General features: G+C 37.7%; 22 protein-coding genes. 14 read left to right on the plus strand and 8 right to left on the minus strand.

The window, feature by feature from the left end:
* The first annotated feature begins 185 nt into the window (after positions 1 to 185).
* From PESP_RS18885 to PESP_RS18895, 3 genes are read left to right on the plus strand one after another with little or no spacing between them, the layout of a single operon-like run.
* A complete protein-coding gene (locus PESP_RS18885; protein ID WP_089349555.1) occupies positions 186 to 473 on the plus strand; it encodes a hypothetical protein in 288 nt (95 codons plus the stop codon).
* Positions 470 to 2,065, plus strand: coding sequence for a PepSY-associated TM helix domain-containing protein (locus PESP_RS18890; protein ID WP_089349556.1), 1,596 nt, complete (start codon positions 470 to 472; stop codon positions 2,063 to 2,065). Before PESP_RS18885 ends, PESP_RS18890 begins: the two co-directional genes overlap by 4 nt.
* Positions 2,062 to 2,298: a hypothetical protein gene (locus tag PESP_RS18895; RefSeq protein ID WP_089349557.1), complete on the plus strand. Its 237-nt coding sequence runs from the start codon at positions 2,062 to 2,064 to the stop codon at positions 2,296 to 2,298. Before PESP_RS18890 ends, PESP_RS18895 begins: the two co-directional genes overlap by 4 nt.
* Here PESP_RS18895 and PESP_RS18900 read toward each other — a convergent pair.
* Positions 2,295 to 3,131, minus strand: a complete 837-nt coding sequence (locus tag PESP_RS18900) for a patatin-like phospholipase family protein (RefSeq protein WP_089349558.1) — start codon at positions 3,129 to 3,131, stop codon at positions 2,295 to 2,297. The genes PESP_RS18895 and PESP_RS18900 overlap by 4 nt on opposite strands.
* A 288-nt stretch (positions 3,132 to 3,419) precedes the next feature.
* Between PESP_RS18900 and PESP_RS18905 the strand changes: the two genes are divergently transcribed.
* Entirely contained in the window at positions 3,420 to 4,286 is an 867-nt protein-coding gene (locus tag PESP_RS18905; RefSeq protein ID WP_089349559.1) for an SMP-30/gluconolactonase/LRE family protein, read from the plus strand.
* Between the two features lie 11 nt (positions 4,287 to 4,297).
* Here PESP_RS18905 and PESP_RS18910 read toward each other — a convergent pair whose 3' ends face one another.
* The 3 genes from PESP_RS18910 to PESP_RS18920 form a co-directional block, all read right to left on the minus strand.
* Complete coding sequence (locus tag PESP_RS18910; protein WP_089349560.1) at positions 4,298 to 4,753, minus strand: NfeD family protein; 456 nt, start codon at positions 4,751 to 4,753, stop codon at positions 4,298 to 4,300.
* 30 nt (positions 4,754 to 4,783) lie between these two features.
* The gene (locus PESP_RS18915; protein WP_089349561.1) at positions 4,784 to 5,740 is read right to left on the minus strand and encodes an SPFH domain-containing protein; all 957 of its coding nucleotides are present in this window, start codon (positions 5,738 to 5,740) and stop codon (positions 4,784 to 4,786) included.
* Positions 5,741 to 5,845: 105 nt separating this feature from the next.
* Positions 5,846 to 7,297, minus strand: coding sequence for a diguanylate cyclase domain-containing protein (locus tag PESP_RS18920; RefSeq protein WP_245852249.1), 1,452 nt, complete (start codon positions 7,295 to 7,297; stop codon positions 5,846 to 5,848).
* 203 nt (positions 7,298 to 7,500) lie between these two features.
* Here PESP_RS18920 and PESP_RS18925 point away from each other — a divergent pair, with 203 nt between their 5' ends.
* Complete coding sequence (locus PESP_RS18925) at positions 7,501 to 8,397, plus strand: cation diffusion facilitator family transporter (protein WP_089349562.1); 897 nt, start codon at positions 7,501 to 7,503, stop codon at positions 8,395 to 8,397.
* A gap of 5 nt (positions 8,398 to 8,402) precedes the next feature.
* Here PESP_RS18925 and PESP_RS18930 read toward each other — a convergent pair whose 3' ends face one another.
* Positions 8,403 to 12,905, minus strand: a complete 4,503-nt coding sequence (locus tag PESP_RS18930) for an EAL domain-containing protein (RefSeq protein WP_425439920.1) — start codon at positions 12,903 to 12,905, stop codon at positions 8,403 to 8,405.
* 165 nt (positions 12,906 to 13,070) lie between these two features.
* On the opposite strand from PESP_RS18930, the gene PESP_RS18935 reads away from it, so the two are divergent.
* The 4 genes from PESP_RS18935 (at position 13,071) to PESP_RS18950 (ending at position 16,063) form a co-directional block, all read left to right on the plus strand.
* Positions 13,071 to 13,616, plus strand: coding sequence for an isochorismatase family protein (locus PESP_RS18935; protein ID WP_089349564.1), 546 nt, complete (start codon positions 13,071 to 13,073; stop codon positions 13,614 to 13,616).
* A gap of 118 nt (positions 13,617 to 13,734) precedes the next feature.
* Entirely contained in the window at positions 13,735 to 15,201 is a 1,467-nt protein-coding gene (locus PESP_RS18940) for a methyl-accepting chemotaxis protein (protein ID WP_089349565.1), read from the plus strand.
* Entirely contained in the window at positions 15,185 to 15,715 is a 531-nt protein-coding gene (locus PESP_RS18945) for a DUF6436 domain-containing protein (RefSeq protein WP_089349566.1), read from the plus strand. The genes PESP_RS18940 and PESP_RS18945 overlap by 17 nt, the downstream gene beginning before the upstream one ends.
* Before the next feature lie 153 nt (positions 15,716 to 15,868).
* On the plus strand, positions 15,869 to 16,063 hold the full coding sequence (locus PESP_RS18950; protein ID WP_004588794.1) for a (2Fe-2S)-binding protein: 195 nt from the start codon (positions 15,869 to 15,871) through the stop codon (positions 16,061 to 16,063).
* 66 nt (positions 16,064 to 16,129) lie between these two features.
* On the opposite strand, the gene bfr (PESP_RS18955) is transcribed toward PESP_RS18950, so the two are convergent.
* The 3 genes from bfr (PESP_RS18955) to PESP_RS18965 form a co-directional block, all read right to left on the minus strand.
* Entirely contained in the window at positions 16,130 to 16,594 is a 465-nt protein-coding gene (bfr, locus tag PESP_RS18955; RefSeq protein WP_089349567.1) for a bacterioferritin, read from the minus strand.
* A gap of 12 nt (positions 16,595 to 16,606) precedes the next feature.
* On the minus strand, positions 16,607 to 17,080 hold the full coding sequence (gene bfr, locus PESP_RS18960; protein WP_089349568.1) for a bacterioferritin: 474 nt from the start codon (positions 17,078 to 17,080) through the stop codon (positions 16,607 to 16,609).
* A 168-nt stretch (positions 17,081 to 17,248) separates the two neighbouring features.
* The gene (locus tag PESP_RS18965; protein WP_089349569.1) at positions 17,249 to 18,319 is read right to left on the minus strand and encodes a PepSY-associated TM helix domain-containing protein; all 1,071 of its coding nucleotides are present in this window, start codon (positions 18,317 to 18,319) and stop codon (positions 17,249 to 17,251) included.
* Between the two features lie 223 nt (positions 18,320 to 18,542).
* Here PESP_RS18965 and PESP_RS18970 point away from each other — a divergent pair, with 223 nt between their 5' ends.
* The 5 genes from PESP_RS18970 (at position 18,543) to PESP_RS18990 (ending at position 26,582) form a co-directional block, all read left to right on the plus strand.
* On the plus strand, positions 18,543 to 23,303 hold the full coding sequence (locus tag PESP_RS18970; protein ID WP_089349570.1) for a PAS domain-containing protein: 4,761 nt from the start codon (positions 18,543 to 18,545) through the stop codon (positions 23,301 to 23,303).
* Between the two features lie 10 nt (positions 23,304 to 23,313).
* Positions 23,314 to 23,805, plus strand: a complete 492-nt coding sequence (locus PESP_RS18975; RefSeq protein WP_089349571.1) for a GNAT family N-acetyltransferase — start codon at positions 23,314 to 23,316, stop codon at positions 23,803 to 23,805.
* Positions 23,806 to 23,893: 88 nt separating this feature from the next.
* Positions 23,894 to 25,246 carry a DNA-3-methyladenine glycosylase 2 family protein gene (locus PESP_RS18980; protein ID WP_089349572.1) on the plus strand — a complete coding sequence of 451 codons (1,353 nt, stop codon included), beginning with the start codon at positions 23,894 to 23,896 and terminating at the stop codon, positions 25,244 to 25,246.
* Positions 25,246 to 25,716 carry a methylated-DNA--[protein]-cysteine S-methyltransferase gene (locus PESP_RS18985; RefSeq protein WP_089349573.1) on the plus strand — a complete coding sequence of 157 codons (471 nt, stop codon included), beginning with the start codon at positions 25,246 to 25,248 and terminating at the stop codon, positions 25,714 to 25,716. The genes PESP_RS18980 and PESP_RS18985 overlap by 1 nt, the downstream gene beginning before the upstream one ends.
* 74 nt (positions 25,717 to 25,790) lie before the next feature.
* Positions 25,791 to 26,582, plus strand: coding sequence for an amino acid ABC transporter substrate-binding protein (locus tag PESP_RS18990; protein WP_245852253.1), 792 nt, complete (start codon positions 25,791 to 25,793; stop codon positions 26,580 to 26,582).
* Positions 26,583 to 26,607: the final 25 nt, after the last annotated feature.

Consider the following 26,607-nt stretch of genomic DNA (forward strand, 5'->3'; position numbering starts at 1 on the left):
CATTCAATGACTGTAAAAACTTAATACCAAGCGTAAGATTTTATTATTAAACAAAAAACTTTTGAAAAGCGCAGATTAAATTTGTTTAAAATATTGCTTTAATTTACAAATGCGCAATATAATACAAACAATTGTTATTTGTATATACTGCTTGGGTGTATGTAAACCGCTAATTGAGCTTAAAAATGAAAACTAAAAAAACCTTTAGTGCTACTAAGCGCCGCCATATTATGGCGTGTTTACTCGCACTTATTACTGCAACTGTGATGGTTTCAGGCATGACAACCTATTTGCCTTTACAAATGAGTGAGCAAATTTTACTACCCATTTTATTGTTTCCTATTATTTGGGTTGGGTTGTTTATTTATGCCTACATAGCAGAAAAAGCATGGCATCCGTTACTTGTAATGACAATATTATGTGCGGTGCATGGGGCATTGAGTTATTTAGCGTTAGCGCAGGGGCAAGGATGAAATCAATTACATTAAAAAAGCTATTTTTATTACACAGCTGGGTAGGTGTAGTTACCGCCATATTATTATTTATTGTGGCTTTTACGGGCGCGCTAGCAGTGCTTGCTAGGCCTGAACTTAAAATTTGGGCCAACCAATCGCTGCAACAAGCTCAGCAAATTCCAAATGCAAAAATTACCGAATTGGTGAATATGTATCATAAAAAAGTGCCTGAAGCATTTGGTGAAAATATTCATGTATTTATGCCAACAGGTCATAACTTTCATTTATTAGCTTTAGTGTTTGAGTCTCATCACGGAGATGAGCAATACCAGCAAGAGGTGCTGCGTGCATTTGAGTTTAACCCTCATAGTTTAGAGTTGGTAAATACGTATTACGGGCCGAGTAAAGCTTACTATGCAAATAAAAAAACTGATGCAGCAAGCTATATTGGAGAGTTTCATGCCGATTTACACTTAGGGCGCCCGATAGGACTTATATTAACTGGGTTTTTAGGCTTAACATTATTAGTGAGCACAGTGACAGGCTTGTTTATTCATCGTAAATTGATTAAAGAAATGTTTTCGTTTAGGTGGCGCAAAGGATTTGATGTAACCATAAGTGATGGCCATAAAGTAATGGGTATTTGGGGCAGTATTTTTAATATTGTTATTGGTTTTAGTGGGGCTTTTTTAGGGCTCGCTACCGTTATTTTACTGCCAGCCGCTGCGTTTGTAAGTTTTGGTGGTGATCAGGATAAGTTAATTGAAACCTTTACCGCTATCCCCGAGCCGGTTATTAGCACCGTACATCAACCAACAAATATTTCGGGTATTTTAACCGACGCTCAGCAGCGCTTTCCTGATGCAGTTATTTTAGACGCTACGGTTATGGCGCACAACGATGCAAATGCACAGGTGTATTTACGTCTATTAGGCGGGGAGGCTGTTGCCTCGCAGCTGCTGCATTACAGCGGTAACGGTGATTATGTTACTTCAATGAGTAGCTTTGGCGATATAGCAGGAATATCAATAAAAGTGATAGAAATACTATTCCCGCTGCACTTTGGTAATTTTGCAGGCCTGTTTGTAAAAATGCTTTGGGTATTGCTAGGGCTAAGCTGTGCTCTTATGCCGCTTTCAGGCATGATGATGTGGCTGGCCAAACGTACTCGTAGCAGTAACCCAACACTTAGTCAGTTAGCTTACTCTAGGTGGAACAGGTTAATTATAGGCAGCTGTGGCGGATTAGTGTTAGCTTGTTTTGTGTTATTTCCGGTGCAAATAATTTTAAATTTTGCGGTAGAAGGAGCAAAGCATAATGCTTATTTTGGCCCTGTATTTTTTTACAGCTGGCTGATGTGGATAGTGACCGCTCTGTTTTGGGTAAATCATAAACGCTATTTTAGAGTAACACTATTACTGTGTGGGCTTGCGCTTATTAGTGTTTTACCGCTAAACATGTTGTTGGGCGTTAATAATGTACTTAATCTTAATAGCGTATTAGTAGCCGTAACAGATGTATGCTTTTTATTTGTAGGTGCAGTGTGTATATGGGGGGTTATAAAAACAAGCCCAGAACATAAAGTAGCTATAGGAGTAGAAGCCGTATGAACACACTATTAAGTTTAGCAGCGTTAATATGTTTGTTTTTAGCGTTACTTGTATTACGTAACACTCGTATAGTTCAAGGTGCCAAATGGGGGCTGCTATGTATATTTACGTTTAGTGGCGCGTTATGTTTTGTTGGTGTGTATGGTGTTATAGGCGGCATTGTATGTGCGCTTAGTGCACTAATGGTTATAGGGTTATTTATAGCTATTGCTATGGGTAAACACCAAGCTTAAGTTAAAAACGCTTTAGCAGCATCAATTCCCATTTTATAACCATTATTTAGCAGGTTAACGTTTTTAGTGGTACGGCCCACTTTAAATTGGGGCGGTGGCGCAATTATATTTATTTTGCAATCAGCTGGTGGGGCGTTAATAAAATCAATGCTTTTGTTGTAAACGTTAGCCCTATTAATTGAACTGGTAATGAGTGCAGGGTAATTTTTATAAAGCTTTTTTGTAAACCAATGCGACTTACTGGGCTTTTTTCTGTAGCCCAGTGGCTGAGACAACACCACAGTAATTTCTTTTGCGCCCATTTCATAGGCTTTTATAACGGGGATTGAGTCGGCTACACCGCCGTCTGTCATAGGTTCATTATTAATTACAGGGTAATCGCGATACGCAATTGGAATAGCGCAAGAAGCTTTGAGTTGTTCAACCATTTCGCTGCTTGTGGCTTTTAAATAATGGGCTTTGCCGGTATTAATTGCAGTAGATACAATATAAAACTCGTGGGGTGTTTGCTCAAATACCTGGGTATTAAGTGGTATTTCTTCAATTGTGGCTTGCCATAGCCAATCTAAATCAAATAAATGACCCCCTTTAATAAATCGCGGCAAATTTATAAATTCAGGCCTGCATGAAAAATCGGTAATAACTCTATAGTTTCGTTTGGGTTGTTGGCACAAGTATGCGGCAACGTTAGTTGCACCTGCAGATACCCCAAAATAATTGCTAAAAGGCTGGTAATTTTGCGTTAAAAATTCATCAAGCACGCCAGCGGCAAAAATACCGCGCATTGCGCCGCCTTCAACAACTAAAGAATGTATATTGTTATTATTAATCATACTAATAGTCTCCTTGCTTTGATATTAACAATTAACAACTGAAAGAGCGATAGGAGCTGCTGTTTATTTGGGTATATAGTTAGCTAAACAATCGGTGAGTTTAAATCGGTATAATCAATTAACTTTTAAATGCGCTAATAGTTTTAAGCAGTTATTAAACAAGCGCATTTAAAGTGCACAAACGGGTATAAATTATATTTAAAGTGCTTAGTATGATCGCCTACTACAGCTATATCTGGTAAAGTTTTGCAATTATAAGGTTTTGTTAATAGTACAGAATAGTTATTTATGATTGACTCAAATGTGACCGTATTTAGTGATGTTCAAAATAAACTAGGGGAAAGCCCACTTTGGCACCCGTTATTAAATACGCTTTTTTGGGTAGATATTAAGCAAAGCTTATTACTGAGTAAGTCATTGTCTTCATCTGTGACTACGCAAACAGCAATGCCCGATACACTAAGCGCAATAGCGTGGCTTGATAAATCACACCTGTTATTAAGTACCGATACGGGTATTTATAAATACCACATAAAAACTAACATTCGAATAACACTTACTCTTTTAGAAGACACACAGTTAACTAGGCGCTCTAATGATGGCCGAGCCGACCCATGGGGTGGCTTTTGGTTAAGCACCATGGATAAAAACGCCTCAGCCGGGCAAGGTAAAATTTATCGGTTTTATAAAAGCCAATTAACGTGTGTAGTTGAAGGTTTAAGTATTCCCAATGGTTTATGTTTTGACAAAGCACGCGCTCGAGCATATTACTGCGACTCAAAAACCAGCTGTATTTATTTTTTAACCGTGAACGAGCACACCGGTGAACCTAATTTAGCAAAAAACATATTTTATCAATTTGAAAATACTAACGTAGACCCTGACGGTTGCGTGGTCGATACTATTGGTAACTTATGGCTAGCTGTGTGGAATATGGGCTGTGTTATGTGTTTATCACCAAAGGGAAAGTTAATTAAAACAATTAAACTTGCGGCAAATAAACCTACCAGTGTTGCTTTTGGAGGCAATAAAGCACAGTACTTGTTTATAACTTCAGCAAGCGAAGATACAAACACACACCAAAATCAACAAGGGAACGTTTTTAAAATAACAGGTATAAAAAACGGGCAGTTTGAGCCGCCCGTTGTTATATGATCAAGCAAATTTTATAAAGTGGGAGTGACCCACATAACACCTACCTCTTTTTTTATTACCATTACCTCAGTACCGGCACTGATTGGTTGCTTGCTTTTTAGGTGCCAGTTAATGCCTGAGTATTGATATAAAACTTCACTCTGTGGTGATAAATCGGTTTGTAGAATAAAAGTAAGTTCAGCAAAGTCACTATTTATCTGTTTCTTATCAACATGTTCCTGCATACGCTTAAGTGGCTTCCATAATACAAGCGCTAAACTAGTGGTGGCGATTGTATTACTCCAAAGTGCAGTAGGTAGGGTATCTGGTAAGATACCCATTGACATCATAAGACCGGTTGAGAACAATGAGAGGCCTAAAAAAAGCAGAATAATTGTAGAAAGTCCTAATACTGCTACTTCAATAATTAATGCAATTATACCGAACACCATAAGCGCTTGAGGTAAGTTTTGCGTAATTAGCTCCATATTTACTCCTGGTGTTACTTAACTTCTGCTTTATTGAAATTTCTGGTTTTTATTTAATGTATTAATGATGGACATACCTTGAGCTACTAACGAGCTAGCATCCGTAGCGTTATCAGGTAAGAGTACAACAGAAGACTCTTTAGCAATCGCTTCTTTAGCGGCTATCGCTTTTGTTGCGAGGTCGAGTTGAATTGCTTTTTGACCTTGCTCAGTATCTGCGGCGGCACCTACCTCTCGAAGTGCATCAGCTTGTGCTTCCGCTACAGCAATAATTGCTTTTGCTTCACCTTCTGCACGAAGTATTTGCTCTGCTTTTTCTGCCTCAGCAGCGAGTACTTGCGCTTGTTTTTTACCTTCAGCTACATTGATATTTGCTTGGCGATCGCCTTCAGATTCTAATATTTGTGCTCGTTTAACCCGTTCAGCCTTCATTTGTGCTTCCATAGCTTCCATTACAGACTGTGGTGGAACAATATCTTTTATTTCATAACGAAGAACTTGGATACCCCAAGGTTCTGCAGCTTGGTTTATTGCTGCAACAATATTTGTATTTAATAAATCTCGTTCTTCAAATGTTTTGTCTAATTCCATTTTACCCAATTCAGAACGCATTGTAGTTTGCGAAAGTTGTGTTACAGCAAATACATAGTCATCTACACCATATGTAGCTTTGTATGGGTCTAGGACACGAAAGTACAGCACGCCATCAACGATAAGCGATATGTTATCTTTAGTAATAGCTGACTGAGATGGAACATCTTGCGCTTGCTCTTTTAAACTACGGTCAGCGGCTATGCGATCTATAAATGGTACAATAAAATTAAGGCCAGCCTCTTTGGTCGATTGGTACTTACCAAAACGTTCAATCAGCCAAGCTCGATTCTGAGGAACAAATTTAACACTGCTTTTTAAAAGAACAATTACAAAAATAAGTAAAAATGCTTCAACAGTAAATACCATATTAAGTATTTGAGTGATTGGGTCCATCTAAAAATTCCTTATAGTAATTAGTGGCTGAGTGGTTGTATTGTTTATAATTTCAGCTTGTATAGATTATCACTACTTAATTTTTCGCACCAGTGAAAGTGTATTTTATGAACTGCTATTATATTGGCATACTTTATTACGGCCAGTTTCCTTCGCTTGGTATAGTGCTTTGTCGGCACGGTTTATAAAACATTGTGGAGTGGTGTTTTTATCCGGTGTTATGCAATAGTACCCAATGCTTAATGTAAGTAGTTTCTCTATAGATGAGCTTTTATGTGTAATAGCAGCATCTTTAATTGCTTGTTGAATAAGCGCTGTAAATTGATGGCAGTGCTCTGCATTTGTTGATGGGAGAATAATCGCAAATTCCTCTCCGCCGTATCGAGCTGCCAAATCGCCCTGACGACGGCATTGCGACTGCAAAGCGTTCGCTACTTTAATTAAAGCTTCATCTCCTTGTTGGTGACCATAGCTGTCGTTGTAATTTTTAAAAAAGTCTATATCGCATATTATTAAGCTTAAAGGTTGGTTTGACCTTGCGCAGCGCTTTATTTCACACTCGAGTGTAAGGTCAAAGCAGCGTCTGTTAGCGATATTAGTTAGGCTGTCGGTGTTTACCAACTCGTTTAATTTTTGATTTGCAGTAATGAGTTGTAATTGAATTGATTGCAGCTCAGCTTTATAGCTGAGGTTTTTAAGTGCATTAGCAATGATTTCTCCAACAAGTTTTAGGCGTATCAAATCTCTTTCTGACCAGCGGCGTTTTTGTTCAACACAATCGCAGCCTATAAATCCAATAAGTTTGTTATCAAATCGAAGGCCAATACATAAAACAGACTTAATTTTTTGTAATTTAAATTCTCGCTTTTCTGCTCTTGCTTGTTCTGGTAAATCATTCACATCATTTGTTTTAAAAAGATGCGCGGTGTTCATTAAACTAAAAAAATATGGCAGTTCTGACTTGGGTAAGTTTTGTAAACGCGCTTTAAATGGTTTAATCCCTTTATTAACCCACTCATGGGTATTTGAAATGGTGGTGTTTTCATCATTAAAAGTAAAAATATAGGCGCGATCAGCATTACACACCGTCCCAATAGCACACAAAGCGTGTTCAATATATTGGTCCACCTTATCATTTTGAATATCGATTAAATCAGTGGAAATCTCAGAGATGATTTTGTCAAAATTACTATCTGTACTTTCATCACGCTCAACCGCTTCTAAACTCACTAATGAGAGTGTTTTAGAAAAGCGTACAAGCTTAATTTTTTGCAAATACTGCTCATTATCTACTTCTACTATGACCCGGGCGCTAGAGTTTGGTGTTATATAAGTACTAAATAATTCGTCAATACTGACACTTATTTTACTTAGTGGATTTATAAATGTGACATTACTAAATGCATTTCTGCTTAGATGATGTTGATCATTTATCCCCAACAGTTTTTGCGCGGGGGTATTTAAGCTTAGGCTTTGTGTTTCGCTATTACATAAAATAATAGGGCAGGGAAACGCTTTTACTGTATCCCAAAAGTGTGCAGCTGAGTTTAAACTCACTATTTATAAACCTCAAATAACTGTTTCGACAATATTTTTATCTTATTAAATACTTTTAGTACAGTTTTGTGATTTTTACTAAGTTTTTGATGCGTAAAAAGCTGCAACGTATTATAATTTGATACTCTATATCATTACTCTTCCCTTATTAAGTCAAACACAGGCTTTATTGTTGCTTTAAGTATAGGTTGTTCACGCTTTTCATGACAGAAATCACGACACACGAGGCTTCGCGCCGCCGTTTATTAATAGCGCTGTCTATTACATGTTCGTTTATGGTTATTCAGTTAATTGGCGCATATTACGCTAATTCACTCGCAGTACTGGCTGATGCAGGGCATTTATTTGTACATAATAGCTCACTTTTTATTGCGCTTATTGCATCGAGCTTAGCAATACATTTTGCTAAAACTTATAACGATGGACATCAGCGCGCAGAGCTAATAGGTGGATTGATAAATGGCGTATTATATTTAGCAATCAGCCTCGTTATTTTATATGAAGGTGTTGATCGTATTTCCCATCATAACGATGGCCATGACCTAGCTATCAATAGCTTTTTAATGTCGAGTATTGCCTCTGTTGGTTTTTTATTTCATGGTGCTGCTGCATGGGTGTTATATAAAGGGCGAAAAGCGAGTATTAATGTTTACGCGGTGTTTTTACATTCGTTCTTCGACATTCTATCTACAATTTCTACCTTTATAGCAGGCGTACTTATATACCTAACTGATTGGAATATTATTGATATTCTTTCAAGTATGCTTATTGCCTCGTTTGTTTTATTTACTGGTCTTAAAGTTATTTCTAGCTGCATTAAAGGGCTTTTTGCGAGCAATGCAAAATTACCTAAAGTGAGTGATATTGAAGCCGCTATTACTAAAATGGAGCATGTACATAACGTACATAACGTGACTGTAGTTAGAAAAGATGAAGCTGTAGTAGTTGGTGCTCATGTTGTATTAAAACAGCATTGTACGATTGAAAAACACGACGAAGCATGCCGACAAAAAGTCGAAAAGCTTCTTGCTGGGCGCTTTAATGTTAAAAGTAGCGTGTTGCAAATTGAAAGCCATGACTCTCATCACGTTCATAGTTAGGCTGATTACTCTTTAATTAGCCTACTTATTTGAGCGAGTGTATTTTCATTTTGCAGTTGCTCAGCGCGCATCGGCTTTGCAAAATAATACCCTTGTAGAACGTGACACCCTAGATTAGCTAAAAATGCTTTTTGCTGGTGGGTTTCTACACCTTCAGCAATGCAGTATAAATCTAGGTTTTGCGCTAAGGTGTAAATTGTTTTTACAATAGACTCATCGCCTTTGTCGGCGCCTATATTATTTACAAAACTTTGGTCGATTTTTATTACATCAATCGGAAATTGACTCAAATAGGTGAGCGATGAATACCCCGTTCCAAAATCGTCGAGTAGTAACTTAAACCCTGCCGCTTTTAGCTTTTTCAGCTGTTTTGCAGCTTTATGCTTATCTTCAAGTAAAATATTTTCGGTGATCTCTAACCTTAATTGAACGGGGGTTACATTATGTTTAGCGAGTATTTCTATAAGTCTATTGGCTATATTTGCGCGCAAAATATGTTTAGGTGATAAGTTTAACGAAATATAAAAACGAGGGTTTGCACTAAGTGTTGGGGCAAGTTCAACCAAGGCACGGTTAAGGGCTTGCTCTGTGAGTGTTTCTATTAATCCTGTTTCTTCGGCAATGGGTATAAATAACGCAGGCGATACAAATTGCGTTTTATTTTCCCAGCGCATGAGTAACTCTACACCGTTTATAGTTTGCGCTTGGGTATCAACAATTGGCTGATAATGATTAAACAATAACTGATCACGCGTTGCATCTTTTAAGTCATTTTCTAAAATCAATTTTTGTTTTATTTTTTCATTCATTGACTCATTAAAAAACTTATAACCGTTTCTGCCGGCTTGCTTTGCATGCATCATTGCTACGTCGGCATTTCTTATTAAAATATCTGTGGTGGTTGCGTCGTCAGGAAATAAGGCAACCCCGATACTCGCAGAAATATTAATTGAGAAATCTTCAATGGTTACTTTATTAGCAAGTTCATCGCTCAATTTATTAACTGTTTCTTTAAGGAATGTTAGTTCAGTAACCTGTTCAATCAATACTAAAAACTCGTCGCCACTTTGACGGCCTAACAACGTTTTATTGGGCAGTATGGCATTCACTCTTTGGGTTATATTACACAGAAGCTGGTCGCCTACGGCGTGACCAAATGTATCATTAACCGGTTTAAACTTATCTAGATCAATAAAGAGTAATGCGCAGTGAGCATTATTTTTTTGTGCATTTTTAATGGCTTTACTGATGTTTTGATACATTAAGCTGCGGTTAGGTAAGTGCGTTAAAGGGTCGTAATTGGCTAAATAACGCAGCTCATTTTCGGCCTTTTTTTGCTCTGTTAAATCTGAAATAACAATAACATAGTAACTAATGGCATCGTCATCGCGTGTGATGGCTGTTGCACTGATATGTACAGGGTGATTTTGACTAAGGTTGGTTTTTATATATGTGTCAGTGCGCCAGTTTTCTCGGGGTTTGAGAGACCTTAAAGTGTGCGCTATTTGTTTACATTGCGTCTTGCCTATCGCTTTTAAAAATACCTTTGTACTTAACGCAGAATCGTTTTTATAAGAGAAGGTTTTAATAAAGCTATTATTCGCCGAAAAAGGCAGCATGTTATTATCTAATATAAGAAGCCAGTCGTTTATTTGGCCAAATGCTTCACCTAAAATACTGGCTTGCTGCTCATTAGCCCGCTGCTCGGTAATATTTGTATAAATACCTGATACATATAAAGGCGTTTGTGTATCTTCATCTAAAATAACTTGCCCAAGGTCTTGGTACCACAACCAATGCCCTTGCTGATGCTGCAAACGATAAGTTGCTTGCCAATGTGTAGTCTCAGTTTGCTGTAAATCCCCGAGCCAATATGCTTCTATTCTTGGCCTGTCTTCGGGGTGAATCAACGCGAGATAGCGGTTAATAGGAATACGGGGAGGTAGGTTGGTATAGCCTAGCTCTTCTCCTCGGTTAGTATTTACGGTGTCGTCTTTATAGTGATAATCCCAAATTCCACTTTTATTGTTACTTAAAGCAAGCTCAGTTTGTTTTTGAGATTGTAGTGTTTCGTAGTGAGCATGGGCTATCGCAATTTGTCGGCTGCGGTACTGCCAAAAAATTAAGCATAAAATAGATAACGTTATTAAAAAGTATGCCGTGTACGCATAAGGTGAAAACCAAGCAGCATGTTTAACTTCAAACTCTATAGATGTAGGCTCTGACATTTTTTTATCATTTAAGTTATATGATTGAGCACTCAGCGTGTAAGTACCAGGCTGCAACTTGGTAAAAAATATCTTGTTTGAGGTGAGGTTGTTGTAATTCAGTGGTGTTGGCCCCTCTAAAGTTACTCTATAGCGTGTGTTATTAATATTATTAAAGTCGAAGTTCGAAAAACTAAATTCTAAACCCATATCATCGTTATTTAATATTAACGGCTCAATATTAAACTTATCGGGAAAATATTTTAAGTCTTTTGAAAGCAAGGTTACGTTAGTAATGTGTGTATTAACCACCATGTTGCTGGCATTGTTAGTAAACTCTTTTGGATCAATAGATACTGTGCCATAGCTGGTGCCAAACATTAATTTTTGGTTATTGAGTTTAATGGCACCTAATGGCGTGAACTGGTTCACTGCAAGGCCGTCTTTTACAGTAAAGGCTCTAAGAGACTGTGTGCTTATGTCAATTCGGTACAAGCCATTTTTACTACTAAACCAAATATTGCCATATTGGTCTGGCTCAAATGCATAAATAGATTCGGTTTGTAGCCCTTTACCAATATTAAAATGATATTTTTTTTCGTAGCTTTTGGCATTAAGCCCAACTAAACCTTCGCTCGTTGTTGCTAGCCATAAAGTATTGTTATTATCTATAATCCAATTTTCTACCGTGTGGTAATTTTTGTCATTACTTTTAGCCGTTTGGTAAATTTGTGTTAGCTTGCCCGAGGCTTCGTTATAGCGATAAAAGTGTGAGGAAGTACTTAGCAATAACTCATTTGGGTGTGAGGACAACGGCTTATGAAATGTGTAGGCTTTTAACGGGTCTGTGTGCGCTTTCAAATCTTTAATAACACGTGTTACGCCTGATTTTCCATCGTAAATAAAAAAATTATCATCGGTGAAAAAGGCGAAGGTGTCATCGGCTATTTCGGCTAGGCCGTAAATATCAGTTTTATTATTAAAAGTACTGTTTAAATCTTTTTTTAAAACCTCTTTCCCAGAGTTTTTATCAAATAAAGTTAATTCGTAATAACGAACAAGCCACAAATAATCTGAGTTTTCGGTTAAATGTGCTTCGTGAATATCGTAAACGGCATGCTCTCCATACACCGCTTTTGGGTCATCAGATTTCAAAAAATAGAGTGTCTGGTTATTTTTATTATGTGCAAGTCCATTATCGGTGCCATACCAAATGGAGCCGTCTGTGTCTTGATATATGGTGTTTATAAAGTTATTTTCAGGTAGGGTGGTTTTTTCAAATCGCCTGGTATGAATAGACCAAGTTAAAGCACCTTGAGTACGGGAAGCGAGCCAAAAAACCCCCGTTTTATCAACCATTACATCATTTATGGTATTTTCAGTAATGTTGTATTTACTTTGATCAAAGCTAAGTACTAACTCGGTTTTGTTATCTGCTCTGTAATATTCGAAAAGACCTTGTTCGGTGGCTATAAATTCTCCATAAGGCGTGTTTACGTAATCCCAAATGTTATAGCTTGGTATAATATTAATTGCAGTGTTTTTGTAATCTAAAGTGTGATTATTATCATAGCCAATTAAGTACATACCCTCTACCGTACCAACAAGTAAACCCATCTCTTTATCAATAGCTAAAAACTTGACGTTATTATTATCGGCGTTTTGATTATGGGGTTGCTGCAGAGCAAGTTTTAACAACTCACTGGTTGTTAAACCATACTGATAAAGCCCTTCATGAGTCCCCAGATAAAGGTTGTTATTAACGTACTCAAAACTTCTAATTATACTTTCATGTTCAAGCTTAATTACTTGGCTAAAGGCATTATTTTTTAAATTAAATGAATAAACACTGTTTAATATTGCAAAGAATAAGGTGTCGTCGTGTTGAATAACCGTTTCAATGGGAGCAAAACGCGTATCCTCGTGAGATAAACTGCCGGTGTATACTTGTTGTGTGTTTAACGTACTTGGGTTTATTAAATAGGCACCTGCGCTTTCGGTAGAGACAAAAATATCGCCATTATGGGTTTTAAATAAAGTGACAATATAACTTTCATCAAGCGGAGTATTTACACCAAAGGGTTTAACAGTGTAACCATCAAAGCGGTTTAAACCTTGTGCTGTTGCTATCCAAATATAGCCAATATCGTCTTGTATAATTTGGGTAACATAGCTTTGCGACAGCCCTTCATCAGTTGAAATTCGTTGCAACTGTTGTGCATAGTTTGTAGTGGCAATAACACTGGTCGCATATAACATTAAACAAGTAGTAACGAGAACAAACAACTGACTTAAACGCACTAAATTACTCGCTCTAAAACAAATGACTATATTTTCTAAGTGCTAAATATAGCACATAAATTTACATTTGAATGACAAATAAAGAAAACTAAAATTAGTTGTTTTTAATGGGCTAAACTAAGCTTTCTAGTTATAAATAACGATTTACAAGAGTGTGTTCACACAATGAATAATTTAGATGCTCAGCAAAGTATGTTGCTTATTATTGATATTCAAACGAAGTTGTCACCTGCAATTAATAACTTTTCATCGTTATTAGATTGTGCGTTAAAACTAGTGCAAGGCAGCAATGTGCTCTCTATTCCAATTATGGTTACTGAGCAATACCCACAAGGTCTAGGTTTCACTCACCCTTTATTAAAAAAAGAACTCAACCTTAGCGCCTATTTTAATAAAACCCACTTTAGTGCGTGTAACGAACCTGAGTTTTTACAATCAATTACTGGTTATGAGCGCCCTGAAGTGGTAGTAATAGGTACGGAGGCGCATGTATGTGTATTACAAACGTGCTTAGATTTATTAGATAAGGGCTTTAAGGTGGTGATTGCCGCCGATGCTATAGGCTCTCGTAATAAGCGACATAAAAAAATAGCGATTGAACAAATGCGCGACGCGGGGGCAATTATTTCATCTGTAGAATCTATTATTTTTCAATGGACAAAAAAAGCGGCGACTTCTAAATTTAAAGAAATTTTAAAAATTATTAAATGAAGTCGTCTGAATATAATTTATAAATTAATTGCTTTGTTTTTTGCAATAGTGAGCTTGCAAGCAAATGTGTACGTACAAAGCTTAGTTTTATTTAATTTGAGCTCAGTTAAAGGTGTTTATGTCTAGTGTAAGCCGGTTATTTACTATTATTTTTAGTTTATTGTTTGTCGAATCAATAGGGATTGGGATTTACTTTGACACCCTGCAACAAGCATTTTTAGTAGGTTTACCGCTAGGCTTAGTGCCTATTTGGTTGCTCCGCACTCAAGCCGATAACCCTATAACAGGTCATGTTGTTGCAGCCGCAATAATGATGTTTTCGTTTTTACATATTCAGCAAGCGTACGGGCTTATAGAAGTACATTTTGAAATATTTATATTAATGGCGATGTTAATAATGTTTGTTAAATGGCAAGTGTTTATAACAGCCATTATTTTTGTAGCCATTCATCACTTAAGTTTTTATTACCTTCAAACCCAAGGTACGGGTTTTTATGTGTTTGACCCAGATAGGCTGGCTTTTACAACGGTACTTATTCACGCAGGATATGCTGTTGTTGAAGTGTTTGTTGCAGGCTACATTGCAAATACTTTACAGCAAGAGCGTAAAGCTGGGCAGTCTTTAACTAATGCAACAGAAGGGATAATGCAAGACCCCGAAAAAGTACAGCTTTCGCTGCGAGCAGACGACACTAATAGTAAATCTGTATCCGGTTTTAACACATTATTAGAGTATTTATCAGAAGTAATAAAGCAAGTACAAACCCAGTCACTTTCATTGCAAAGTAACTCACAAGAGTTAATAGGTGTTCATGATGAGCTTGCTTTAGGAGCACAGCAAAGAACACAGCAAACTAACGAAATTGCAGCCTCGGGTGCACAGGTTGCACAAGGCTTTAAGCTGGTAGAGGATGAAAGTGAAATTTTAAAGCAGCAAGTCGATAATATTACTAAAGCTGCAAATGATGCACTAAATGACGTAATGCAAAGTGATGCTAAAAGTACCGAATTACTAACTTTGCTCAACCATACCGAGGAGCAAATAAATCATTTGGTTGCAGCAGGCGATGTAATTTCAAGTTTACTTAATGAAATTTCGGGCATTGCAGAGCAAACAAATTTACTAGCGCTTAACGCCGCCATTGAAGCCGCTAGGGCAGGTGAGCACGGACGAGGTTTTGCAGTTGTAGCCGATGAAGTGCGCTCGCTTGCGACCAGCAGTAAAGCAACTACCGACAAAATTAGCTTAACGCTTAAAGACTTAGTTACTAACAGCAAAACCTCAACACAATCTATGAGCCAATGTGTAAATTTTGTGGTTGATTTAACGCACATTAGCACCGCAATGAAAGAAAATATAACCACAATGAGTGAGCAAATAAAAGCAGTAAGCCATAGCACTGACTCTGTAGCTCAAGTAGTTGCTGAGCAGGCTATTAATACCCAACAAATTGCATCAAGCACCGAGCAAATGCATCAAAATCAATATCAAGATACTCAAATTGTTGAACAGTTAACTGCAAAAGTACAAATGATAGACGTAAGTATTGATGTGCTAGAGCAAAGCATTGCGAAGTTTAAATAACAAGCAGTGCGTTATTATTGCGGTAGTTATTGTTTGGTTAGCGCTGACGGTTACAGGTTTGGTTTACTTTCAGTTAGGTCAGTTAAGCCCATTCGACCCTTATAAGGTACTTAACAAGCCTGGTTGGTTTAATAACTTTAAACAGCTTATTGAGTACCCGCAAAACAAATTTGCCACGCTAATTATTGTTACTGACCCCGACTGCGGGTGCACTAAACAAGCCGATCCCCATTTAAAGCAGCTGATAAGGTTTTCTAGTGAGCATAATATAGCAGTGATTAAAATTGAGCAGAGCCAAACGTTACAAACACTTGTACCGGCCACACCTGCTGCTGTAGTCCTAGATGAAGAAGGGCAATTTGTTTATGCAGGGCCTCTTTCAGAAGGGCTTGGCTGCGCGCAAGGCCGCGGTTTTGTTGAAACCGTTATTACCAACCTTGTAGCTGGCTTTAACAGCAAACTGTTACTTAACGACACAAAAGGATGTTATTGCACCGATAAAGTAAAAGATTAACATAGCAATTTTTATTATGTTAATCTTAAGTATATTCAGGTAGTTAACTTCGGCTTGATAAAAATTTTAAATACATAGAACAAAAACAATTGATAACCATTATTGTTTAGATTAATATGCATGCATTAAATGTAATCGAGGCGGTTTGTATTCATGTATATTTGTCTTTGTCATGGTGTGACAGATAAAAAAATTGAGCAAACAATTGACGATGGTGCAACCACCATGCGTGAATTAACTAAAGAGCTTAAAGTAGGCAGCCAATGCGGTAAGTGTTGTTGTTGTACTAAAAAGATCCTTAATCGTAAACTCATTGAAATTGCTGATATTACCGATCAAGTTGCGTAATTACACTTTAAAAAACTCATAAAAAAAGCAGCTTTATAGCTGCTTTTTTTGTGATCTAAATTTACCTTACAGTTGAGATTGTAAGTAGTTTTCAAGACCCGTATTTTGAATAAGTAATTGCTGAGTTTCTAGCCAGTCAATTTGCTCTTCTTGCTCATTCATAATGTTGTCTAATGCTTCACGGCTAATGTAGTCTTTTTTGCTTTCAGCAAGTTTAATTGCACTGCGTAAGTCGTCAATTGTATCAAGTTCAAAACTCATGTTAGCCGCAATCATTTCTTCGCTGTTTTCGCCAATACGTAAACGACCTAAATCTTGTAAATTAGGTAAGCCTTCTAAAAACAAAATACGTTCGATTAAACGATCAGCATTTTTCATTTTTTGAATTGAAACTTTGTAGTCTGCTTTATCTAACTGGCTAAAACCAAAGTCTTTAAACATACGTGCATGTAAAAAGTACTGATTAATACCAACAAGCTCATTAGCGAGTACTTTGTTTAAAGCTGCTATTACGTCTTTATCGCCTTTCATAGTATATGCTCCTTACTCGCCCATTTGCGCTTGGTGATAGTTTTGAGTACCAATTTTGTCTATTAGACCAAGTTGTTGCTCTAACCAGTAAACATGGTCTTCTTCAGTATCAAATAACAGTTTTTCTAGCACTTCGCGTGATTGATAATCTTGCTGTTCTTCACAAATAGCAATTACCTCTTTAACACATGCGACTACTTCTAGCTCAAGTGTTAAATCGTTTTGCATCATACTTTTTACGTCAGTACCAATTAATAAGTCACGACGCTTAGTCATGTTTGGTACGCCTTCTAAAAATAAAATACGTTTGATCAACCAATCAGCGTGATCTTTTTCTTCTTCCATTTCGTGGTTAAGGCGAACATATAATTTATCTAAACCCCAGTCATCGTACATGCGTGAGTGAATAAAATACTGATCTATTGCAGCTAACTCGTTGGCTAGCAAAGTATTAAATGCATCGATTACTTTTTGATTACCTTTCATGATAAATCACCTTAACTATTTTGAATTGAGCACAGTGTAGTTAAATTTATGCTTTTTGCAAGTTTTTCTATAAAAATCATTGTGTTACTATTGATTTTGATTCTTGTTTAAGTTTGCGTTAGTGCTTGGTTTATGAACAGTTTAGTGTTTGTGTTTAAACTACCAAAGTTACATCCATTTATGACGTTTAGCCCAAAAGTAAAAACCACTGACTATAAAAAAGCTTAGCGAAAACACGATTAAGAGCCATAAAAAGTTAACGATTGGCCCTGCAAAATTACCAGTATGGAATTTATATTTAAAATTCCAAGTTTGAGTAACAAAATTAGCTTTACTTGCATCATAAAAATCAAGGACCCTGGCCGTAAATGGATTCACCCATACCCAGCTATATGCGTGACTCTCACCCAGGTTTTGTATTCGAAGCGCTATAGGGTCTGTACTTTTTTTAGGTAAGTAAATGCGATATAAACTGCCATTAGGAAATACGCTAAGTGCATTGTTTATTGCGCTATCGTAGTCAATAGAGTTACCCGGTTGAGGCTCGATTTGTGGGGTTTTAGGCCTTTGCTCTATTTGCGAAAACATGGCGGTTTCCAAAACTAATTGAGTGGCATTCTTCCAATTAAATGCCATTCCAGTAAAAGCGATTAGTATCAGCGGTATTAAAACGTACACCCCAGCAACAGTATGTAGCTGATACATCAACACTCTAAATTTTGCTTTAGGTTTTATTGCGAGGCGTTTTAAACGATTTTTAGGCTTAACCCATAAATAAAAGCCTACTAACGCGTTTATTATTAATAGCAAAGCACAAATCGATACCCAATTTTTTAAAGGCTTATCGCCCTTGTCATTTTCAAGTAACAGCCAACGGTGTAAAGCAAGGGTAAACCCATAAAGCGTATCTGTACTTTCGTATCTGTAAATCACTTGGCCTGTGTAGGGGTTTACATTGGCATTTGTGCCATCTTGTAATCTAACTGGCCAGGCAGCGTTTACATTTTCTTGAGGCATATAACGTACTATTTTTGAATCCGTTTGTGCCTGTACTGTACTTATTAATGCACTTGGGTTTAGTACTGTACTCTTATTGCTAACTTGCCATTTGTCTGGCTGAAAATAATACTGAATATCATTAGCATAAATTAAAACAGCGCCAGTTAGGCTAAGTATGAGTAAAAATAGGCCGCTTATTAGTGCCAATAAAAGATGAATACGACGTAACCAGAGTTTCAAAATATCTCGCTGTGTAATAATGCTTTGATTGCGAATGATAATACACGCTTTTTTTAATTACATCGATTTTTAAATAAGTGAAAGTGAATTACCCACTTAATTTGTATTTGTTTGTTTTTTATAGGTATTAAGTGCAGTCTATTGCCAAAAACTTGCGGTTTTGAGGTTTTAGTGCATTAATGTAAGTAATTAAAAAAATGATAAACACGTTGTTGGGAAAAATATGGGTAATAGGCTTGGTACTAAAGCTTTATTGGGAAAAACACAGTCTGTAAGAAGTAAATTAGTTGTCGTTTTTTTGATCATAGCAATAGCCCCATTGTGTTTACTTACTTTACTAAGTTTGCAGCATGTCACTAAAACACTGCAAAAAAATGCTGATAATGAATTGTTAGGCTTAAGTGCCTTAAGCACTGACTTTACTCAAACGTGGTTTAGTGAGCGCATTAAAACTTTTAATCACTTTAAGCAGCGGATTGAAGACCAACCCCAAAAAAGCAAAGTACTTAGTTCTGAATTTGTAATGCAGCATGACTTTGTTAAACACGTTGAAATAATAAACTTAAATGACTCAACAGGAAATATTCCGCCTAGTAGCTTTGCAAGTTCTTTAACCCAGCAAATGATAAAGAACTTAGCTAACGAAAAAACTGCCACTTTTTTAAGCGTACAACATAACGGCAAATTTAAGCATGTATTGGCTCAGGCATTATTTGATGACGCTAACAAAAGCTACGCTTTAGTGTTGGCTGATGTTGGCTTTAAAGGATTGATAAATAGTTTAATCAAAATGGGCATATCGCACCAAGGATCTACTTTTTATCTTTTATATAATAATCAAATACAATTTGATAGCGAAAACAGCATCGCAAATAATTCGTTTTTTTCTGACTCAGCCATAACGAGTAATCAGCTCTTTAAATACACAAACACACAAAATCAACAGTTTAATGCTTATATAAAGGCAATGGACTTTTTAGGTAACGCAGGGTGGCAGCTCCTGATTGCACAGCCGCTTGAGTCAGTTACCCAAGAAAAAAATTATTACATACAATTTGCACTTGCGATCAATGCGATAGCAATTTTACTGATATTTATGTCGTCTTGGTGGTTTGGCAAGCGTTTAGCAAAACCAATTGTGCGCCTTACAAGCACAATGGAAAAAATTACGGATGGGCACACTTTAGAGGTACCCATTCTTGAAGATAGCTATGAATTTAACCGCTTGTCTATAGATCTTCAAAAAATGGTGAAAGCGAAAGAAGAGCAAAAAAATATTTTGCAAAAGCAACGCTCGGCATTACAAATTGCGCTTAAACAATTAGATGAGCAAAAAAGTGCGTTGGATGGACACGCAATTGTAGCGGTAACTGATTTAAAGGGCACAATCACCTTTGTAAATAAAAAGTTTTGTGAAATTAGTGGCTATCAAGAGTATGAGCTAATAGGTCAAAACCATCGAATTTTAAACTCAGGTAAGCACAGTAGCGCATTTTTTAAAGACATGTATAAAGCCCTCAAAAAGGGAGATGTATGGAAAGGGCAAATTTGTAATAAAGCTAAACATGGTGGTTTTTACTGGGTAGATACAACGATAGTGCCGTTTTGTGATGAGTCGGGTAAACCTCAAAGTTATGTAGCAATTAGAACTGACTTAACAGCACTTAAATTACAAGAGCAAGAACTTGAACAACATAAAACGCAGTTGCAATTAGTAATCGATACCACAGCTGTCGGTATATGGGATTGGTATATTGATACCGCTAAGTTATCGGTAAATAAGCGCTGGACAGAAATTATAGGTTACACCTTAGATGAGCTAAACCCTTCAACAATTGACACCTGGTACCAGTATGCTCACCCAGAAGATTTAAAAGAGTCTGAACTAAAACTGCAAGCTTATTTTAAAGGCGAAACCAATGTATATGTAAGCGAAGCGCGGATGAAGCATAAGCTTGGGCATTGGGTTTGGGTATTAGATACAGCTAAGGTGGTGGAGTGGAATAGCGACGGCACGCCGAGCAGAATGATTGGCACACATCTAGATATTACAGAGCGCAAAGCTACTGAGTCTGAGTTACAACTAAGTCGCGACCGATTTGCCTCGTTAGTGGCTAATATACCTGGGGTTATATACCGCTGTAAGTACGATGAAAAGTGGACCATGCTCTATATGAGCGATCAAATTAAAGATATGACGGGCTACCTTCCCGATGACTTTATAAATAATAAGCGCATAAGCTTTGCTGATATTATCTATCATGGCGATAACGATATTGAGGAGCAAGTTAAAAAATCTATTGCCAATCAGCAAACGTGGTCGGTTGAATACAGGATTAAGGCTAAAGATGGGCGAACACATTGGGTGCACGAAAAAGGCCAAGCAATTTACGGCGATAATAATGAAGTCCTTTATTTAGATGGCTTTATTTTAGATATTACCGAGCGCCACGAAACACAAATGAAAATAGCTCGCCAGCAACACTTACTTGAAGCGATGAGTAAACAAGGCCAAATAGGTGCATGGGAAATAGACCTTGAGGCACAAACCATGTTTTGGTCTGATGAGGTGAAAGTTATACACGAGGTTCCTCAAGACTACCAACCAGACCTTGCTACAGCGATTGATTTTTATAAACCGGGCATACACAGAGATACAATAAACACCTTGTTTGAATGTGCTGTAACTATTGGCGAGAGCTGGAGTGTTGAGCTTATTATTTTAACTAACAAAGGGAATGAGCGCTGGGTGAAGTCAATGGGACAGCCAGAATTTAAAGATGGTAAATGCGTACGCGTATTTGGCTCATTCCAAAGTATAGATGCGCATAAGCGCTTAGAATTAGAAAGCGAAAAAGCTAACGCCTATAACAAAAATCTAGCCTCATTAACGGTTTCGCCAGAGGTGCAAAATAGTGATGTTGCTCAAGTTAAAAAACTAGCTATTAAATCGATGACAGAGGTTTTAAATGTTGAACGTGCTTCAATTTGGATTTTCAACGAAGCGTGCGATGAAATGGCGTGCCATGGTTTATATACCAAGGCTGATGGTTATATTGACTCTGATGCCATACTTACAAAGGCAGACTTTCCTGCCTATTACGACGCTGTGTTTGAGCAAAACCTTGATGCAATTGACGATGTGTACACTCATAAAGCCACTTCAGACTTTACTCAGAGCTATACAACCCCCCTTAATATTAAATCAATGTTAGATGCCGTAATTTCATCTGGTGACGGCAACTTGGGCATTTTGTGCGCTGAATCTGTGGGTGAGCAACATATATGGTCACACAGTGAAGAAACCTACCTAAGATCATTGGCCACTTTAGTTGGAAGTACGCTGGTATCACAAAGGCGTAAAGTAACCGCAGAAAAACTTAAAATCGCCTTAGTTGCGGCACAAGAAGCCGCAGTGGCTAAAAGTCAATTTTTAGCCACAATGAGCCATGAAATTCGTACTCCCATGAATGGTGTGTTAGGGATGTTAGAACTTGTAGAACTTGTAGAGCTTGAGCAGCTTAGCCAACCTGTTGAGAAAAAGGTCGCCATTGCAAAAAGTAGTGCGCATTCACTACTTGGGGTTATTAATGATATTTTAGATTTTTCTAAAGCTGAAGCTGGCAAGGTGGAGCTGGAGCAAATTCACTTTAATGCACGGGACTTAATTGGCGAAGTGGCCGAGGCGCAAGCTTTTTCGGCGCAGGAAAAAGGTATAGAGATTATATTAAACTTTGTATCACTAGAGCCATCTCATTTAATTGGTGACCCTGGTCGAATTCGCCAAGTAGTGACTAATTTAATTAGTAATGCAGTTAAGTTTACTAGTAAAGGCGAAGTTGTGGTGAGCGCGTCATTAGATCAAAGCGAAGAGGGCTTACTACTTGAGATTAAAGTAAAAGACTCGGGAATAGGAATAAGCGAGGCCAAACAGCAGCAGTTATTTACGCCCTTTTCTCAGGTTGATGCTTCTACAACACGTGAGTATGGCGGTACGGGTCTTGGTTTAGCGATATGTAAGCAGCTATGTGAGTTAATGGATGGCTCAATATCACTACACAGTGTACCGGGCCAAGGCAGTGAATTTACAGCATCAATGCGCGTTAAAGAGGGTGAAGAAAAAGAGTTAACTATACCCGATCTTAATATTACAAAACTCGATGTGTTGGTTGTCGATGACAATGAAACCAATCGTTTAGTTATTTCTCAGCAGCTTGGACATTGGGGAGCAAACGTAATGCTTGCCAGTAGTGCTAAGCAAGCGCTTGCAATGTGCAAAGAGCGGATGAGCACTAAACAAAAAATGTACGATATTGCCGTGCTTGATATGCAAATGCCTGAAATGGATGGGATTGAATTATGCAAAGCCCTAAAAGCGGATGATGATTACAAAGCTATGCCACTGGTAATGATGACCAGTATTGCTGGTATGGAAGGAGCGCAGCGCTATGCAAATGTAGGGTTTCAAGCGTATTTTCCAAAACCCGTTACTACTGCAGATTTAATTTCTGCTTTGTCGGTTATCACGAATTCAGATAATAAAAAACCATTGCCATTAGTAACCCCCGGGTTTATTTCTTCACTGCGTAAAGAAAAAATCGACAAAGTTATTAAAATTTTACTTGTAGAGGACAACCCGATAAATCAGCATGTTTCTACGCTTATGCTGAAAAAATTAAATTGCGATATTACGCTTGCCGAAAACGGTCAAGAGGCAATTGATATTTTGCATAATCATAGCGCAGGGTATTTTGATTTAGTGCTGATGGATTGCCAAATGCCGGTAATGGACGGCTTTGATGCAACGGCAAATATTAGGCAAGGCAAAGCCGGTGATGAGCACAAAGCAATTAAAATAATTGCATTAACCGCTAATGCAATGGACTCTGACAAAGAGCGATGTATAAATGCAGGTATGGACGACTACTTAACTAAACCCATTCAGCTGGATATTTTAAAAGATAAAATAGAGCAGTACTTTTAGGATTAATTTAATGAATAATAACGTAATAATACGCGATGCTAACATCAGCGATGCACAAACCATTTTACAATTTATAACTGAGCTTGCCATTTACGAAAAAGAACCTGATGCAGTTAAAACCGATGAGCACGCAATAATAAAAACGCTGTTTAGCGAAGGAGCAACGGCCCACAGTATAATTTGTTTAGAAAACGATGAACCTATTGGCTTTGCTGTTTATTTTTATAACTACTCAACATGGCTTGGTAAAAACGGATTGTACCTTGAAGATCTATACTTAAGCCCCGACAGCCGTGGCAAAGGCGCCGGCAAACTCATAATGAAACACCTTGCAAATAAAGCTATTACCAATGACTGTGGCCGATTTGAGTGGGTTGTACTTGATTGGAATAAGCCAGCAATTGACTTTTATGACAGTATTGGAGCCAAGGCGCAAAATGAATGGATTATTTATAGGCTAACAGGCCAAGAGCTGCACGACTTTGCTAATCAAGCAGAGTGAGCAAGGCGTTAAGATGAGTGCCGAAAATGGCCAGTATTAGCTTAAATAATTGCTATGCTAAAGCACCTTATATTATTTTATACATTACATGACCAATCAATACTGGCAAAAAGCACGGCAAAGTAGAGACCCTCGTTTTGATGGTTTATTTTATGTAGCGGTTAAAAGTACTGGTATTTATTGTAGGCCAATTTGCCCCGCGCCTACTGCACACGAAAAAAATGTAGTGTATTACCAATATGCTCATAATGCAGCGCAAGCTGGTTTTAGGCCGTGTATACGTTGCAGGCCAGATAGCGCTCCGGGCAGTGCTGCGTGGCAAGGCACAAAAACAACAGCACTTAGGGCAAAGCAATTAATAGATTTAGGGGACGATCACAACTGTGAGCACCTCGCAGAGCGCTTAGGGATCACCAGCCGCTATTTAAGACGTTTGTTTAATGAACACTTTGGTATGTCGATTACTCAGTATCGGCTATTTAATCAGTGCCACTTTGCTAAAAAGTTAATTCAAGAAACCACATTGCCATTAACCGATATTGCCTTTGCTGCTGGTTTTAATAGTGTACGGCGTTTTAATGATGCTTTTTTACACCAATTAAATATAGCGCCTTCACAGCTCAGAAAATCAAAAAAAGAGCCAACCTCTATGATCACATTAACTTTGCCTTTTAGACCGCCTTATAACTGGCAGGCGCTACATAGCTTTTTATCAAAGCGATTAATTAAACCAATGGAATGGATTACAGCAACAAGTTATGGCCGCACATTTCAATTAGGCGAAGCCCGCGGTTATTTTGAAGCGCAATATATACCTGAAAAACACCACTTTAGCGTTAAGGTTGATATAAACAAAACCGAGTATTTACAGCAGGTGATTAACAATATACGCCGAGTGCTCGATGTTGATGCCGACATAACACATATCGAAAACCATTTAAAAAATACTATTAATGATTCATTTAAACTAAGTGAAGGCTTAAGGCTCCCTGGTATTTGGTCAAGTTTTGAAGCGGGTATTCGGGCGGTATTGGGCCAGCAGGTAAGCGTAAGTGCAGCGCATGTATTGGTTACTAAACTAGTCGCGGAGCTAGGTAGTAAAGAAAACGACAAAGTTTACTTTCCTGCTCCTAGCAAACTTGCTAATAGCGAATTTGAGTTTTTTAAACTGCCACAAGCGCGCAAAAATGCATTAAAAAATTTAGCGCAGTATTGCGATAATAACCCACAAAATGATGACTTAGATAACTGGCTTGATATAAAAGGCATAGGGCCATGGACAGTAAATTACGCTAAGTTACGTGGGCAAAGCCAACCCGATATACTTTTAGCGGGTGATTTAGGCGTAAAAAAAGCGCTAATAGGTGCAAAGGCGTTTAACCCCGAGCTTAGCGCCCCGTTTCGCTCTTACTTAACTTTTCAACTTTGGCAGCAACTATAATGATATTACAAACTTCTATTTCTAGCCCCATCGACGATATTATTATTCAAGCAACCAATAAAGGGGTAAGTTATGTGGGTTTTTATCCAAAACAAAGCTACACACATACACCTATTGAGCAAGTAACTAATCAGGCTGTATTGATTTGCGCTGAGCAGTTAAATGAGTACTTTAGCGCAGAGCGTACTTCGTTTGATATACCACTAGATACACATGGTACGCCTTTTCAAAACAGTGTATGGCAAGCGCTATTAACCGTACCATTTGGCAAAACGATGACTTATGGCGATATTGCAAATAAATTAAATAATCCAAAAGCGGTTAGGGCGGTGGGTGCCGCAAACGGTAAAAACCCGATTAGTATTATTGTCCCATGTCATAGAATTATTGGTGCTAACGCAAAACTGACAGGCTACGCTGGTGGTTTAGCGCGTAAACAATGGCTATTAAAACACGAAGGTTTAATATAGATTGTAGTCATAAATTTATGCGTTTATAGAGCTTCGCGCTACACTTTAAATAACTCAACTAAAATAAAAATATTATGAGAAAATATTGTTTTATAAGCTTATTTATTACTTTTACGTTTATCACTTCGGCGGCTGCTGCCACTGAACTTGTGTTTTGCTACGAAGATAAAGACGTCGCACCCATGTTTTTAGGCGTTGGGCAAGAAGTACCCATAGACAAACCCGGCGCATCAATCGAGATCCTTAAGCAGTTAGACGCAGACTTGCCCAATGTTTCAATCTCGTTTGTAAGAAAACCCTGGCGAAGATGCTTGAGCGATTTAGAGTTTAATCGTGTTAATGCCGTTATTGCCAGCTACAGAGAGGGGCGTGAGCAATTTGCTGTTTTTCCTACAAGCGAAAACGGTGCCTTGCTGAATGAGTTTGCCGTGAGCCGATTTAGCAGCTGCTTAATAGGGCGTTATCGTTTTCATAAAAATTGGAAAGCGCGTGAGGTTTTTCAAAATAAAGCGTTTACTATTGCTATCCCCAATGGGTATGGATTAAATAATGCGTTAAAAGATGAACCGCTATTCATTCATAACACGTTTTCTAAAAAGAAAGCGTTTGAACTTTTAAACAAAGGCGTAGTGCAAGCGAGTGTTGATTTATGCCAAGTAGATGATTTAAAGATATCGAGCTACCCCTATAAAGACGACAGTGTTAAGCCTATTTATCCTCCTTATGAAACGACCTATGGTTATTTAATTTTTTCAAAGCAATTTTACAAAGATAACCAAGCAGTTAGTCAAAACATTTGGCGCTGGCTTTCTAAATTTGAAAGCGCACCTGTTTATGTAAAATACTTACAAGCCTTTGAGCAATAACAAGGGCGTGTTGACCTTTGCAGAT

It is taken from the genome of Pseudoalteromonas espejiana DSM 9414 (assembly GCF_002221525.1).
GTDB lineage: Bacteria > Pseudomonadota > Gammaproteobacteria > Enterobacterales > Alteromonadaceae > Pseudoalteromonas > Pseudoalteromonas espejiana.